The sequence below is a fragment of the Actinoplanes philippinensis genome, from assembly GCF_900113015.1.
GTDB classification, from domain to species: domain Bacteria; phylum Actinomycetota; class Actinomycetes; order Mycobacteriales; family Micromonosporaceae; genus Actinoplanes; species Actinoplanes philippinensis.
This window is the reverse complement of sequence record NZ_FONV01000009.1, coordinates 183,841-197,347: the sequence shown is the minus strand read 5'-3', so window position 1 is coordinate 197,347 and position 13,507 is coordinate 183,841. Positions and strand designations below refer to the sequence as shown.

The 13,507-nt window shown below is 71.8% G+C and carries 11 protein-coding genes; 8 read left to right on the top strand and 3 right to left on the bottom strand.

All coding sequences use genetic code 11. From position 1 onward, the window contains the following. The first annotated feature begins 45 nt into the window (after positions 1–45). From BM290_RS24355 to BM290_RS24340, 4 genes are all read left to right on the top strand, one after another. A complete protein-coding gene (locus BM290_RS24355) occupies positions 46–885 on the top strand; it encodes a TolB-like translocation protein (RefSeq protein ID WP_093617878.1) in 840 nt (279 codons plus the stop codon). Positions 886–898: 13 nt separating this feature from the next. Beyond that, complete coding sequence (pepN, locus tag BM290_RS24350) at positions 899–3,259, top strand: aminopeptidase N (RefSeq protein WP_093617876.1); 2,361 nt, start codon at positions 899–901, stop codon at positions 3,257–3,259. Between the two features lie 358 nt (positions 3,260–3,617). Then, complete coding sequence (locus BM290_RS24345) at positions 3,618–4,289, top strand: maleylpyruvate isomerase N-terminal domain-containing protein (protein ID WP_093617874.1); 672 nt, start codon at positions 3,618–3,620, stop codon at positions 4,287–4,289. Positions 4,290–4,372: 83 nt separating this feature from the next. Then, positions 4,373–5,134 carry a hypothetical protein gene (locus BM290_RS24340; protein ID WP_239143657.1) on the top strand — a complete coding sequence of 254 codons (762 nt, stop codon included), beginning with the start codon at positions 4,373–4,375 and terminating at the stop codon, positions 5,132–5,134. A gap of 34 nt (positions 5,135–5,168) precedes the next feature. Here BM290_RS24340 and BM290_RS24335 read toward each other — a convergent pair whose 3' ends face one another. Beyond that, complete coding sequence (locus BM290_RS24335; protein WP_093617872.1) at positions 5,169–5,744, bottom strand: hypothetical protein; 576 nt, start codon at positions 5,742–5,744, stop codon at positions 5,169–5,171. Positions 5,745–5,917: 173 nt separating this feature from the next. On the opposite strand from BM290_RS24335, the gene BM290_RS24330 reads away from it, so the two are divergent. Both BM290_RS24330 and BM290_RS24325 read left to right on the top strand, forming a co-directional pair. Continuing rightward, positions 5,918–7,282, top strand: coding sequence for a BNR repeat-containing protein (locus BM290_RS24330; protein WP_093617870.1), 1,365 nt, complete (start codon positions 5,918–5,920; stop codon positions 7,280–7,282). Between the two features lie 117 nt (positions 7,283–7,399). Beyond that, on the top strand, positions 7,400–9,628 hold the full coding sequence (locus BM290_RS24325) for a beta-L-arabinofuranosidase domain-containing protein (RefSeq protein ID WP_093617868.1): 2,229 nt from the start codon (positions 7,400–7,402) through the stop codon (positions 9,626–9,628). Positions 9,629–9,640: 12 nt separating this feature from the next. On the opposite strand, the gene BM290_RS24320 is transcribed toward BM290_RS24325, so the two are convergent. Further along, positions 9,641–10,654, bottom strand: coding sequence for a methyl-accepting chemotaxis protein (locus tag BM290_RS24320; protein ID WP_093617866.1), 1,014 nt, complete (start codon positions 10,652–10,654; stop codon positions 9,641–9,643). A 98-nt stretch (positions 10,655–10,752) separates the two neighbouring features. Here BM290_RS24320 and BM290_RS24315 point away from each other — a divergent pair, with 98 nt between their 5' ends. Together BM290_RS24315 and BM290_RS24310 are read left to right on the top strand one after the other, a co-directional pair. Then, positions 10,753–11,058 (top strand): hypothetical protein, encoded by a 306-nt coding sequence (locus BM290_RS24315; RefSeq protein ID WP_093617864.1) that lies wholly within the window; start codon positions 10,753–10,755, stop codon positions 11,056–11,058. Positions 11,059–11,187: 129 nt separating this feature from the next. Then, positions 11,188–12,465: an extracellular solute-binding protein gene (locus BM290_RS24310; protein ID WP_143133919.1), complete on the top strand. Its 1,278-nt coding sequence runs from the start codon at positions 11,188–11,190 to the stop codon at positions 12,463–12,465. A gap of 39 nt (positions 12,466–12,504) precedes the next feature. Here BM290_RS24310 and BM290_RS24305 read toward each other — a convergent pair whose 3' ends face one another. Then, positions 12,505–13,503, bottom strand: a complete 999-nt coding sequence (locus BM290_RS24305) for a sugar ABC transporter substrate-binding protein (RefSeq protein ID WP_093617861.1) — start codon at positions 13,501–13,503, stop codon at positions 12,505–12,507. Positions 13,504–13,507 lie beyond the last annotated feature (4 nt).

The window sequence follows — 13,507 nt, the reverse complement described above, 5'->3', positions numbered from 1 at the left end:
CATGGTTTGATCGGGTCCTGTCCCGCGCGCTGGAGGTAACCGCCGATGCTGTGCCGCATCCACACCTACGACATCGCCACCGGCGAGCGGACCCTCGTGCACACCAGCACGTCGGTGCACTTCGAGGCGCCGAACTGGACCGCCGGCGACATGCTGGTCCTCAACGGCGACGGCCTGCTGTGGGCCCTGCCCGCCGACGGCGCGGGGGAGCCGCGGCGGATCCCGCTCGACGGGGTCCCCGAGCTCAACAACGACCACGTGCTCGCCCCCGGCCACGAGACGATCTTCCTGTCCGCGAACGACGGCCACCTCTACGAGGCCCCGATCCGCGGCGGCGCCGCCCGGCGGATCACCTCCGACGACCGGCGGCACTTCCTGCACGGCGTCAGCCCGGACGGCACGACCCTGGCGTACGTCGGTGTCGACCGGCCGGACTGGTCGACCGCCAGCCTGCTCACCGTGCGTACCGACGGGTCCGGCACGGTCCGGGTGACACAGCCCGGCGGCGTCGACGACGGGCCCGAGTACACCCCGGACGGCGCGTGGCTCTACTTCAACACCGAGCGGTTCTCCCCGGGGCACGCCCAGATCGCCCGCATCCGGCCCGACGGCGCCGGCGTGGAGCAGCTCACCTTCGACGAGCGGGTCAACTGGTTCCCGCACTTCGCCCCGGACGGCCGGCACGCCCTCTACCTCAGCTATCCGCCGGGCACCCAGGGCCACCCGGCCGGCCTGCCGGTCGAGCTGCGCCTGGTCGAGGACGGCGACTGGCGCGCGGCCCGCACCGTCGTCACGCTGCGGGGCGGCCAGGGCACCGTCAACGTCAACAGCTGGTCGCCGGACTCGGCCCGTTTCGCGTACGTGGACTATCCCGCGCCGGTTTAGGGATACTTTCCGGGTGTCGCTGACTCTTGACGAAGCTCGTGCCCGGGCCGCCGCGCTCTCCGAGATCTCCTACGATCTCGCCCTCGACGTCACCTCCACCGACGACTTCCGCAGCCGTGCCGTCATCGGGTTCACCACCACCGGCGGCGGCACCTTCCTGGAGCTGCACCGGGCCCGGACACTCGACGTCGTCCTCGACGGGACGCCGATCACCCCGGCGTACGACGGCGTCCGCATCGTCCTCGACGACCTGGCGCCCGGCAAGCACGAGGTCATCGTCGACGCCCGCCTGTCCTACGTCACCGACGGCGAGGGCCTGCACACCTTCACCGACCCGGCCGACGGCGAGCGTTACGTCGGCGGCTACCTCGGCCTGGACATCACCCAGCGGCTGTTCGCCTGCTTCGACCAGCTCGACCTGAAAGCGCCGATCACGCTCACCGTCGCCGCCGACCCGGCGTGGACGGTGCTGTCCAACGGGGTGCCCACCGGGCCGGGCGCCTTCGCGACCACCCCGCCGATCGCCTGCGACCTGTTCGTGGTGGCGGCCGGGCCGTTCCACTCGGTGCGCTGGGAGCACGCCGGGGTGCCGATGGGCTGGCACGCCCGCCGGTCGCTCGCCGCCGAGCTCGACCGCGACGCCGCCGAGCTGCGCCGTGTCACCGAGGCCTGCTACGACCACTTCGCGCGGGTCTTCACCGAGCCGTTCCCGTTCGACTCCTACGACCAGGTGTTCGTGCCGGAGCTCAACTGGGGCGCCCAGGAGAATCCGGGCTGCGTCACGTTCAACGAGTTCATGCTGCCCCGCGGCCGGGTCACCGACGACGACCGCCGCCGCCGGGCCATGGTCATCGCCCACGAGATGTCGCACATGTGGTTCGGCGATCTGGTGTCGCCGGTGTGGTGGGAGGACGCCTGGCTCAACGAGTCGTTCGCCGACTACATGGGCTTCGAGGTGGCCGAGACCGCCGCCGGTTGCACCGGGACCAGGGTGTCCTTCGAGGCGCTGCACAAACCGGGCGCCTACGACGCCGACCGGCGCCGGTCGACCCATCCGGTGGCCCCGGACAGCGCGGACGTCCCCGACACCGCGACCGCCACGACCATCTTCGACGAGATCTCGTACGGCAAGGGCAACGCCACCGTGCGCCAGCTGGTGACCTGGCTGGGTGAGGACGACTTCCTGACCGGCGTCAACGCGCACCTGACGGCCCACCGGTTCGGCAACGCCACCCTCCAGGACCTGCTGGCCGCCCTCGACGCGGCCTCGCCACGTGACGTGCGCGGCTGGGCCGACGTGTGGCTGCGCCGGTCCGGGCACGACACGATCCGGGTCACCCGCAGTGACGGCGTTCCCGCCCTGAGCCGTGTCGGTGTCCGCCCGCACCGGTTCACCGTCTCGGCGTACACCGCGGAGCTGGAACCGGTCGCCTCGCGCCTGATCGACCTCGGTGACGAACCGCTGGTCCTGCCGGACTGGTCCGGCCTGGTCGTGGTGCCCAACGCCAACGGTGAGACCTTCGCCCGCCTCGACCTCGACCAGCAGTCCCGCGACGCCCTCACCGAGGGCCTGACCACCGTGCCGGACCCGCTGGTCCGGGCCGTGCTCTGGCCGGAGCTGCTCGACCGTGACCCGCTGCCGCTGCTGGCCCGCCAACTGCCGCACGAGCCGTCGCCGACGCTGATCGGTGCGGCCCTCACCCGCATCCGCAACCGCCTGATCCACCGCACCCTGCCGGCCGCCGCCGTGCCCGACGCCCTCGCCGTCGTCGCGGCCGCCTGCGCCACCACCGGCGAGCCGGACGAGCAGCGTGCCGTCGCCCTGGCCCGCGGCCTCGCCTGGTCCACCGCCGACACCGCCCTGCTGCGGCGCTGGCTGTCCGCGAACGCCACCGACCAGGGCCTGACCCTCGACCCCGAGCTGCGCTGGGCGCTGGTGCACCGCCTCGCCGAGCTGGGCGGCCTCGACGCCGCCGGGATCGAGGCCGAACGGCGGCGCGACGACACCGCCGACGGGGCGCTCGGCGCTCTCACCGCCCTCGCCGCCCGTCCCTCCGAGTCGGCGAAGGCGGAGGCGTGGGCGGCGATGACCGAGGACCCGGGCGTGTCCGTCCGCCGGTTCCGGGCGCTGGCCGCCGGCCTCTGGTCGCCGTCGCAGCGCGAGCTGGTCGCCCCGTACATCCCGGCCTACCTCGCCGCCGCGCCCACGCTGGCCCGCCGGGGGTCGGCGTTCGCCGCCGAGATCGGCCGGGCCTTCCCGGCGCTGGCCCTGACCGATCAGGAGCACGAGGGGGTACGGGAGGCGCTGCGCCACGACATGCCGACCGTCCTGCGCCGCCACTGGGACGACGAACTCGACGACCGCACGGCGTGATCAGGCCGCCCGCCGCCGGGCCAGGAAGACCTCGGCGTCGGTCAGCTGCCCGGACAGCCGGCCGGCCGGCCTCGCGGATCTCGTCGTCCGGATCACCGTCGATGTCCGCCGGCAGCGCGGTCGCGGCGGCCCGCTCGTACCACCCCTGCTTCTCCTGCGGATCCACCGGACCACCGAGACCCGCCCCGGCCAGCTGTCCCAGCAGCAGCATCGCGGCGGGATCGGCGCCGGCCTCGCGCAGCAGCTCCCGGGCCACCCCGTAGTCGCGGCGGTCGACAGCCAGCCGGCCCTGCTCGTACGCCGTCCACGTCACGCCCGGCAGTGTAGGGCCGGCCCGTCCCGTGAGATCGTCCACGGTATGAACGTCGACCACGAACCGGCGCTGGCCGCCTTCCGCACGGCGCTCGACGACTTCGTCACCGTCGCCGAAGGACTGTCCGACCTCGACCTGATGGCGGCGAGCCGCTGCACCGGGTGGACCGCCGGGGACGTGATCGTGCATGTGCACCTCGGCCTGCAGGAGATGCTCCTCGGGCTGGTGACCCGCACCGAGGAGACGCCCGGCACCGACGCCGCCACCTACTGGCGGTCCACGCCCCGGGCGGACGAGGACGACCAGCTCGCGGCTATGCGGTTCATCCGGCTGCTGGCCTCGTCCTACCGGCGGCCGTCCGGCGCGGTCCGGCACCTGCTGCCGACCGCCGCCGGCGTCCGGGCGGCGGCGGACCGTCTCGAACCGGGCGCTGTCCGGTTCCAGGGGCACGTCCTGTCGACCGGTGACTTCCTGGCCACCTGGGCCGTCGAACTGGCCGTCCACCAGCTCGACCTGGCCCGCGACCTGCCGGTGCCGCCGCCCGCGCCGGCGGCGCTGCGCCTGGCCCGCGAGACGGTCGAGGCCCTGGCCGTCGCCGCCCCGGCCGGCTGGCCCGACGACGTCGTCGTCCTGCTCGGCGCGGGCCGGGTCGAGGCCGGCCCCCGGCAGCGCGCCGAGGCGCCCGCGCTGACCGGGCGCCTTCCTGTCCTCGGCTGATCGGCTACCGCGGCTCGGGCAGCAACCGGACGACCCCTCAACCGGCAGCCGTCCCGTTGTCGGCCCCGGTGTATCTTGCGCGGGTGGGCGTTCGCGGCAGATCCGGCGCACCCTGGTCCAGGGATCAACGGCGGGCGGCGATCGACCTGCTGCTCTACCACGCCATGATCGAGATCCGGGCTCTCGCCACCCGCCCGGGCACGTCGAGACACCCCGACGGTCATCTCGCCGAGATCAGGCTGATCGCCGACGTCTGCCACAACCTTCCGGGCGGCGAACGGCCACGAGCCGCCGGTGACCACGACCCCCTCGTCTGGACATGGCAGACCGCCGGCGAGTTCGAACAGGACTGGATGCGCACCCGGCTCCAGGAGGGCGGGTTCGACCTCACCTTCCTCGAGCAGGCGCCACGCCTTCCCGCGCCGGCCACGCCACCGGCCACCCGGCCCACCTGGCGGCGGTGGCAGCTGCCCCGGGACGTCGGCGCCTTCACCGCCGTCGACACTCCGGCCCTGGTCCGGCTCCTCCGCCAGGCCGGCGCGCCGGAGTCCGGCACGTTCGCCCAGCACCTCCACCCGGACGCCCGCCACATCCTGCGCCCGAGCCGCCCGGACGAGACACGGTTCCACGCCGACGGTCCCGGTGATCTGCGTCAGTACCGTGCGCTGGCCACCATGGCCGACGGCGCGCTCGTCGTCCACCATCCCCGGCTGCGGTCGTCGCAGGTCGAGGCGCTTCCCGCCGGCCTGGGCCGGTGGTGCCGGCTGCAGCTGGCCGCGGCGCCGGTGAGCCGCCGCGAGCGCGATGCGGGGCAATGGCTCCGCGAGCACCGGCCCGCCACCTGATGCCGCGGGTTGCCCGCGTGTCCGGGACGGGCCGTCAGTCCCGGGAACCGGCCAGGCCGTAGGAATGGGGAGCCGTCAGCCACCGGCTCAGATAGCGGGATGAGATCGCGCCGGTCAGCAGGCCCGTGAGGGTGGCGGCGAAACCGGCCTCGAACCGTTCGAAGAAGGGGCCTCGCTCACGGAGGACCACCGGATGGTCGGCCGCGGCGACACCGGGTCTGATGTGCCAGAACAGGAAGTCGCCGTCGGGGGTGCCACCCCAGGAGACCAGGTCGTCGCCGGGCTCGAACCAGTCGGGGACGTCATCGCCGTCCCAGTGTGCGGAGTCGCCCAGAGGCCACGCCCCGTCCGCGTCGCCGCCGAACCAGATGCGGCACGACTCCTGCGCCACCGCGTTGTTGTCGACCAGGTCGGTCCAGCCGGGGGAGGCGTCCGGGGCACACACGAGCAGGTGATCGTCGATGGCGCCCGGCCCGTATGCATCGATGAAGGTCTTGTAGTCGCCCGGCAGGGAGGTCCCGAGCGCCGCCTCGGTCGCGGCCCAGTCGGTCGAGCGCCACCGCGACCGGTCCAGGGGTGGCAGCCGCAACAGCTCGACAAGATCGTCCACGGGCGTGATGGTGCCGGAGGGCCGTCGTCCCCGCAAGTGGCCCGGGCGACCGCTCCCAACGGTTTCGATCTTCGAGCCGGCGCAATGCCGGGGCCGGTCATTGACGAGCGTGAAACCGGGTCTTAACGTCTCGGGCACCGCTCGCTCCTCCCCACATCCCCCTGCGAGGATCCATGAAACGATTCATCCCCTGGTTGCCGGCCGCCCTGGCCGCCGTGCTCGCCGCCGTCCCGGCCGCGGCCGCCGCGCCAGCCGTCGTGCCGGCCTCGACCACTGTGCTTACCACCAGCGGCCGGACCGCGCTCACCTACACCGGCTACATGAACGGCGAGTCGTTCCAGCAGGACGGCATCGTCACCGTCAACGGCTGGCAGTATTCGGCCTTCTGGGATCAGGCCGGTTACGTCAACCTGTCCCGCCGCCGGCTGCCCTCCGGCGCCTGGTCGAACCTGCGGCTCACCGATTACGTCACCACGTCCACCGACTCGCACAACACGATCAGCATCGGGATCGCCCCGTCCGACGGCACCATCCACCTGGCCTTCGACACGCACTCGTCGCAGTTCCGCTATCGCCGGTCGATCGCCGGTCTGGCTTCCGCGCCGGCGAGCGCGGTCTGGTCCATGAGCAGTTTCGGTACGGTCCAGACGAAACTCACCGGCACGAGCATGGACGTCGTCACGTACCCGCAGTTCTTCGCCCACCCGGACGGCACCCTGCAACTGGCGATCCGCACCGGCTACAGCGGCACCGGCGACGAGGTCCTCTACGAGTACCGGTCCGGGGCCTGGTCGTATCTGGGCGAGTTCCTCGACGGCACCACGGCCGGCAACAACGCCTACCTGTTCGGCATCGAGTACGACGACGTCGATCCGGCCGCGCCGCTGCTGCACGTCACGTGGACGGTCCGGGAGACCTCGAACGCTAGCACCAACCACGACATCTTCTACGCGTACAGCAAGGACAAGGGCCGGACCTGGCGCAACAACGCGGGCACCGTGGTCGCCACCACCGGCAGCACCCCGCTCGCGTCGAACGCCGCCGGCCTGAGGGTCTGGGGCATCGGCCAGAACCGGGGGCTGATCAACCAGGAGTCCCAGGTCGTCGATGCGGCCGGGATCGTGCACGTGCTCGCCTCGCACCTGCCCGCGTCGGCCGCCGACAACACCGACTTCACCGCCGCCCGGGAGTCCGCGGTCCTGGTGCACTACTGGCGGGACAAGGCGAGCAAGGTGTGGCACCAGACGTACACGCCGTTCCTGGAGCGTTCGGCCCGCGGGGACATCGCGGTCGACGCCCGCGACAACCTGTACGTGGTCAGCGGCGACTCCAGCACCCGCAAGCTGCACATCCAGACCGCGTCGAAGGCGTCCGGCTGGACCGACTGGGTGATCCGTTACACGTCGACGGCGATCTACTACTCCGACCCGCTGATCGACCACCAGCGCCTGCGGACACTGGGGACGCTGAGTTTCTTCGCCCCGCGCCACGGCGGCAGCCAGATCGATGTTCAGGATTGGACGGTGAGCGGCGGGTAGAGCGATCACATCGCCGGTCGGCGGGTGAATCCGGGAGCCTTGACACAGTAATTGTTATCGATAACATGTGGCGCGTAACACAGGCGAAATCTCCCCGTTCCCCCACTGAGGAGAGCCATGCTCCCGCTCACCCGCCGCAGCATCCTGGGCGCCGCCGTCGGTGGCGCCGCCCTGTCCGTGATGCCCGGTCTCCCCGCTGCCGCCGCCGAGACCGGCGTCTCGGCCTACTCCTTCCCGCTCGGCCAGGTGCGGCTCACCGCCGGCCGGCTCATGGACAACCAGAGCCGCACCCTGGCCTACCTCCGCTTCGTCGACGTCGACCGGCTGCTCTACGTCTTCCGCGCCAACCACGGCCTGTCCACCGGCGGCGCCACCGCCAACGGCGGCTGGGACGCGCCCACGTTCCCGTTCCGCAGCCACGTGCAGGGCCACTTCCTCACCGCGTGGGCGCAGGCCTGGGCCGTTCTCGGCGACACCGTCTGCCGGGACAAAGCCACCTACATGGTCGCCGAGCTGGCCAAGTGCCAGGCCGCCAACGGGTACCTGTCCGGGTTCCCGGAGGCCGACATCACGGCCGTCCACAACCGCACCCTGACCAACGGCAACGTGCCGTACTACTGCATCCACAAGACGCTCGCCGGGCTGCTCGACGTGTGGCGGCTCATCGGCGGCACCCAGGCCCGCGACGTCGTCCTCAAGCTCGCCGCGTGGGTCGACACCCGTACCGCCGCGCTGACGACCGCGCAGATGCAGGCCATGCTGCAGACCGAGTTCGGCGGGATGAACGCCGTCCTCACCGACCTGTACCAGCAGACCGGTGACTCCCGCTGGCTGACCGTGGCCCGGCGCTTCGACCACGCGGCCGTCTTCGACCCGCTCGCCGCCGGCACCGACAGCCTCAACGGACTGCACGCCAACACGCAGGTGCCGAAGTGGATCGGCGCGGCCCGCGAGTACAAGGCCACCGGCACGACCCGATACCGCGACATCGCCCGCAACGCCTGGAACATCACGGTCGGCGCGCACACCTACGCGATCGGCGGCAACAGCCAGGCCGAGCACTTCCGCCCGGCCGGCGCGATCGCCGGATACCTCACCAACGACACCTGCGAGCACTGCAACACCGTCAACATGCTGCGCCTGACCAGCGAGCTGTGGCTGACCGAGCCGGACCGGGCCGCCTACTTCGACTACTACGAGCAGGCGCTGCTCAACCACGTCCTCGGCGCGCAGAACCCGGCGTCGCCCTACGGCCACGTCACCTACTTCACGCCGCTGCGCCCGGGCGGCCGCCGCGGGGTCGGCCCGGCCTGGGGCGGCGGCACGTGGAGCACCGACTACGGCACGTTCTGGTGCTGCCAGGGCACCGGCGTCGAGGTCAACACCCGGCTCGCCGAGTCGATCTACCACTACAGCGGCACCACGCTCACGGTGAACCTGTTCGCGCCGTCGGTGCTGACCTGGACCCAGCGCGGCATCACGGTCACCCAGACCACCACGTTCCCGGAGAGCGACACCACCACACTGAAGCTCACCGGCACGATGAGCGGCTCGTGGAGCATCCGGGTGCGCATCCCGGCCTGGACCAGCGGCGCCGCCGTCACCGTCAACGGCACGGCGGTCACCACCGGCGCGCCCGGCACGTACACCACGATCACCCGGACCTGGGCGGCCAACGACACGATAGTGGTGCGCCTGCCGATGCGGATCGTGCTGCGCCCGGCCAACGACAACCCCGGACTGCAGGCCATCACGTACGGACCGACGGTGCTCGCCGGCAACTACGGGGACACGGCGCTGACCAGCCCGCCGTCGCTGGCCGTGTCGTCGGTGACCCGTACCTCCGCGACCGCCGGCGGCTCGACGGTCGGCCTGGTGCCGTTCTACGACGCGCACGGGATCAACTACACCGTCTACTGGCTGACGACTCCCGCGTACAAGCTGGTCAACAACGCCACCGGCCTGGTCCTCGGCGTCAAGGACATGTCGGTCGCCAACGGCGGGCTCGCCGTGACGTGGGGCGACACCGGCACCCTCGACCACAGCTGGACGCGGATCACCGACGGCGACGCGGTCCGGTTCCGCAACGCCAACAGCGGCAAGGTCCTCGGCGTGCAGGACATGTCGACCGCCGACAACGCCGTGGTCCTGCAGTGGGACGACAACGGCACCGCCGACCACCGCTGGACGCTGCTCGACCAGGGCAACGGCCTCTACAAGATCCGCAACGTGAACAGCGGGAAGCTGCTGGCGGTCCTCAACGGCGCCACGGCCTGGGGCGCCCAGGTGGTCCAGGAGCCCGACAACGGCACGGCCGACAACCTGTGGCGCCTGACGGCGATCTGACAGCCGCCGCGGTCAGGTGATGAACCGGGCGACGACCCGTTGCAGGCTGCTGCTCATCCGGGCCAGCTCCTCGGTCGCCGCCTGGGCCTCCGTCACGGCGGTGGCGGTGGTCTGGGCGGCCTCGGCCACGTCGGCGACATTCTCGTTGATGTCGCGGGCGCCGGTGGCGGCGGCGGAGATGTTGCGGGTCACCTCCGCCGTGGTCGCGGTCTGCTCCTCGACGGCCGACGCGATGGTGGTCTGGAAGTCGTTGATCCGGGTGATCACATTCGTGATCTGCTGGATGGCCTCCACCGCGCCGACCGTGTTCGCCTGAATGGTCTTCACCCGCCGGGAGATGTCGCCGGTGGCCCGCGCCGTCTCCTGGGCCAGGTCCTTCACCTCCGAGGCCACCACCGCGAAGCCCTTGCCCGCCTCGCCCGCCCGGGCCGCCTCGATGGTGGCGTTGAGGGCCAGCAGGTTCGTCTGCTCAGCGATGGCGGTGATCACCTTCACCACGTTGCCGATCTCGGCGGACGACTCGCCGAGCCGGCCGATGGTCCGCGTCGTGGTGGCCGCCACGTCGACGGCCTCGGCGGCGACCCGCGCCGCCGCACTGGAGTTGGCGGAGATCTCCCGGATCGACGCGCCCATCTGCTCGGAGCTGGCGGCGACGGTGGCGATGTTGGCGTCGACGCGTTCGGCGGCCTCCGAGACGGTGCCGGCCTGCGCGCTGGTGCGTTCCGCGGCCGCGGCGATCTGCGTGCTCGTGGCCGACAGCTGCTCGCTGGAGGCGGCCAGCTCGACGGCGTTCTGCCCGACCAGGGTCACCGTCGAGCGCAGGGAGGTCACCGCCTGGTCCAGGTCGGCGGCCATCCGGCCCAGCTCGTCCCGGGACGCGACCGCGGCCTGGCGGGTCAGATCGCCGCTGGCCAGCGCTCTCGCGACGTCGGAGACCCGGTGCACCGAGCCGACGATCTGCCGGGCGGTCACGATGCCGAGCCCGAGCGCCAGCAGGCCGCCGGCCAGCAGCGCCACGACGATCATCGTGCGGGCCGTACGGTAGGCGGCCTGTGCCCCGTCGGCGCGGGCGGCGGCCTGGCGTCCCCTCGGCGTCGAACGATCCGCCGAGCTTCTCCAGGGCCTTGTCGACGGCCGGCGTGTACTGCTCGGCCAGGGTCTTCTGGAACTCGGCCGCCCTGTTGCCCCGCGACAGCGGCAGCATCACCCGGTCCCGGATGTCGGCGACCGACGCCCAGTCCGAGAGAAGGGCGTCCACCAGCGCGGGATCGGCCGCGTTCAGCCGATACGACGCCATCTGCCCGGCCAGCGCGGCGTCGGTCTCGGCGATCGTGCTCTCCACCTGCTGCATGGTCGGGGCGTCGAGACTCGTGGCGTGCTGGAGCAGCTCGGTGCGGCTCAGCATGGCGCTGCGCTGCGGGTCTCCCTGACTTGCCCACCGTTGCTTCACCACCAATACCGGCGCGTAGCCGCCGGGGAGCCGCTACGCCCCTAAACGGCGCACCGGGGCCAGCGGACGGTCACTGAGTGCTACCGTCAACGAGGCGAAAGGGGCCGTTTTGCTACCTATATCCAGGCGGGCTGCACTCCTGCTGGGGCTGGCCGGGGCGGCCGGGGGACTGGCCGGCTGCCGTCAGGAGACGGCGACCGCCGAGAGCAACCGGATGCGCCTGCTCTACTGGTCGGGCGGACTCAGCAGCGAGGTGCTGGACCGGGCGAGGAAACAGTTCGCCGACCGCACCGAGCTCGACCCCGTGCAGATCGAGGGCACGTACCGCGACAAGCTCATGGAGATCCTCAACGCCGGCACGGACCTGCCCGGCATCGTCGGGATCAAGGGGGAGGAGGTCGCGGCCCTGGTGCCGCGCGCCGACCTCTTCGCCGACCTGCACACCCTCGGCGCCGACGACCTGATGAGCCAGTACGTGCCGTGGAAGTGGCAGCAGGCCGCCTCCCCGGACAACCGGCAGATCGGCTTCCCCATCGACACCGGGCCGACCGCGACCTTCTACCGCGCCGACCTCTTCGAACGTGCCGGCCTGCCCGACGATCCGGGGAAGATGGCGGCGGCCGTGCAGACCTGGGCGGACTACATCGCCATGGGGCGCAAGCTGGTCAAGGCGCTCCCGTCGGTCAAACTGGTCCGCAACAGCAGCGAGCTCTACACGATCATGCTGTGGCAGGGCACCCAGCGCTACATCGACGAGACCAACCACTACATCGGCGGCGAGGCGCACGTCAAACGCGCGTGGGACCTCAGCGTCCAGCTGATCGAGAACGACCTGGTCGCGCGGATCGCCGGCACCGACGGCGACGGCTGGGCCAAGGCCCTGGCCGAGGGCACGGTCGCCACCGCCCTCGGCGCGTCCTGGCTCGGCTACGACCTGAAGAGCATGGCCCCGGACACCTCCGGCAAGTGGCGGGTCGCGTCCGGCCCGGCGATCGGCGCGAACTACGGCGGCTCGTTCCTGGCCATCCCGCAGGGCAGCAGCGACCACGCACTGTCCTTCGAGATCATCAAATGGATCCTGGCGCCGGACAACCAGGCCGTCGCGTTCACCGAGGCCGGGCTCTTCCCGGCAGCCACCGCCGCCTTCGAGATGCCGGCGCTGCTGCAGCCCGACCCGTTCTTCGGCGGGCAGAAGACCGTCGGCATCTTCGCCGAATCGGCCCGCAAAGCCCACCGGGTGTACGAGGCGCCGGCCGACGGCAAGATCCACGAGTCGTTCGTCCTCGCGCTCGACGAGGTGGAGAAGGGTTCGACGTCCGCCGCGCAGGCGTGGACCGCTGCGGTCGAGGGAGGACGCGCCACCGCCGCCTCCCTCGGGGTCAACTGATGACCCGCCCGCACGGGCCGTCCACTGTTGACTGACCGGTCAGCGCGCGTCGTCCATCGACCGCATGTGGCTGTCCACATCGTCGAGGAACATGTCGGCGCTCGCCTTGAACCAGGCCTCCTTGGCCGCCGGCGTCGCCTGCCGGGCGATCACCCGCGCCGCGTTCGACGAATTGATCAGGATGCCGGGAGTCGGCAGCCAGCCGGTCGGCAGTGGATCGCCGGTCTTGGCGTGCCGGGCCTGCAACGCTCCCGCCAGCAGGCCCTGCAGATAGGGCTCGGTGGAAACCAGCAGCATCGAGCCGTCCTGGGCCAGCTTCAGCGCATCCGAGTCGGTGCCGAAACCGCCGTCCACCCGGGTGGTCCCGGGCTCGCGCAGGTGGGCCAGGTTGTGGGCGTCCTGACCGCCCACCCCGACGAAGGCGAGCGCGTCCGGATTGGCCGCCTGCAACGTCCGCCAGGCCTGCATGTTCGGGGCCGGGGGCTGCTTGGTGTCGAACGGGCCCATCACGGTCACCTGCGGCCGCAGCCTCTGGAGCGCTTCCCGGACGCCGCTGGCCCGATCGTCGAGCACACTGATCCCGGGATGCGGCGACCCGAGTATCACGACCCCTTTCGCGTCGGCCGGCATCCGGTTCGCCATCGCCTCGCCCAGCCACGTCCCGAGCTGCCGGTTGTCGTTGCCGATGTAGAGGGGCACCCGCGAGCCCGGCGCCGGCACCGAGTGCAGCGCGATCACCGGCGTCCCGGCCGCGGCCGCCTTGTCCAGGGAGTCGGCGAACAACTCCGGGGCGAACGTGAACAGCGTCAGGGACCCGCGCTCACCGGTCAGATAGCCCTGAATGGTGCGCAGCTCGGCCGCGTTGTCGACGATCCCTGGGCCGGTGGTCTGGGACGAGACCCCGGACACCCGGTGCACGCCGTCCGAGAACCCGGCCGACAGCTCCGCCACGAAGTCGACCTGCCGCCCGGCCACCACGAGCACCGCGGGTGGGGGAGCCGTCGACGGCTCGTCGCTGCAGGCTCCGAGCAGCACCATTGCC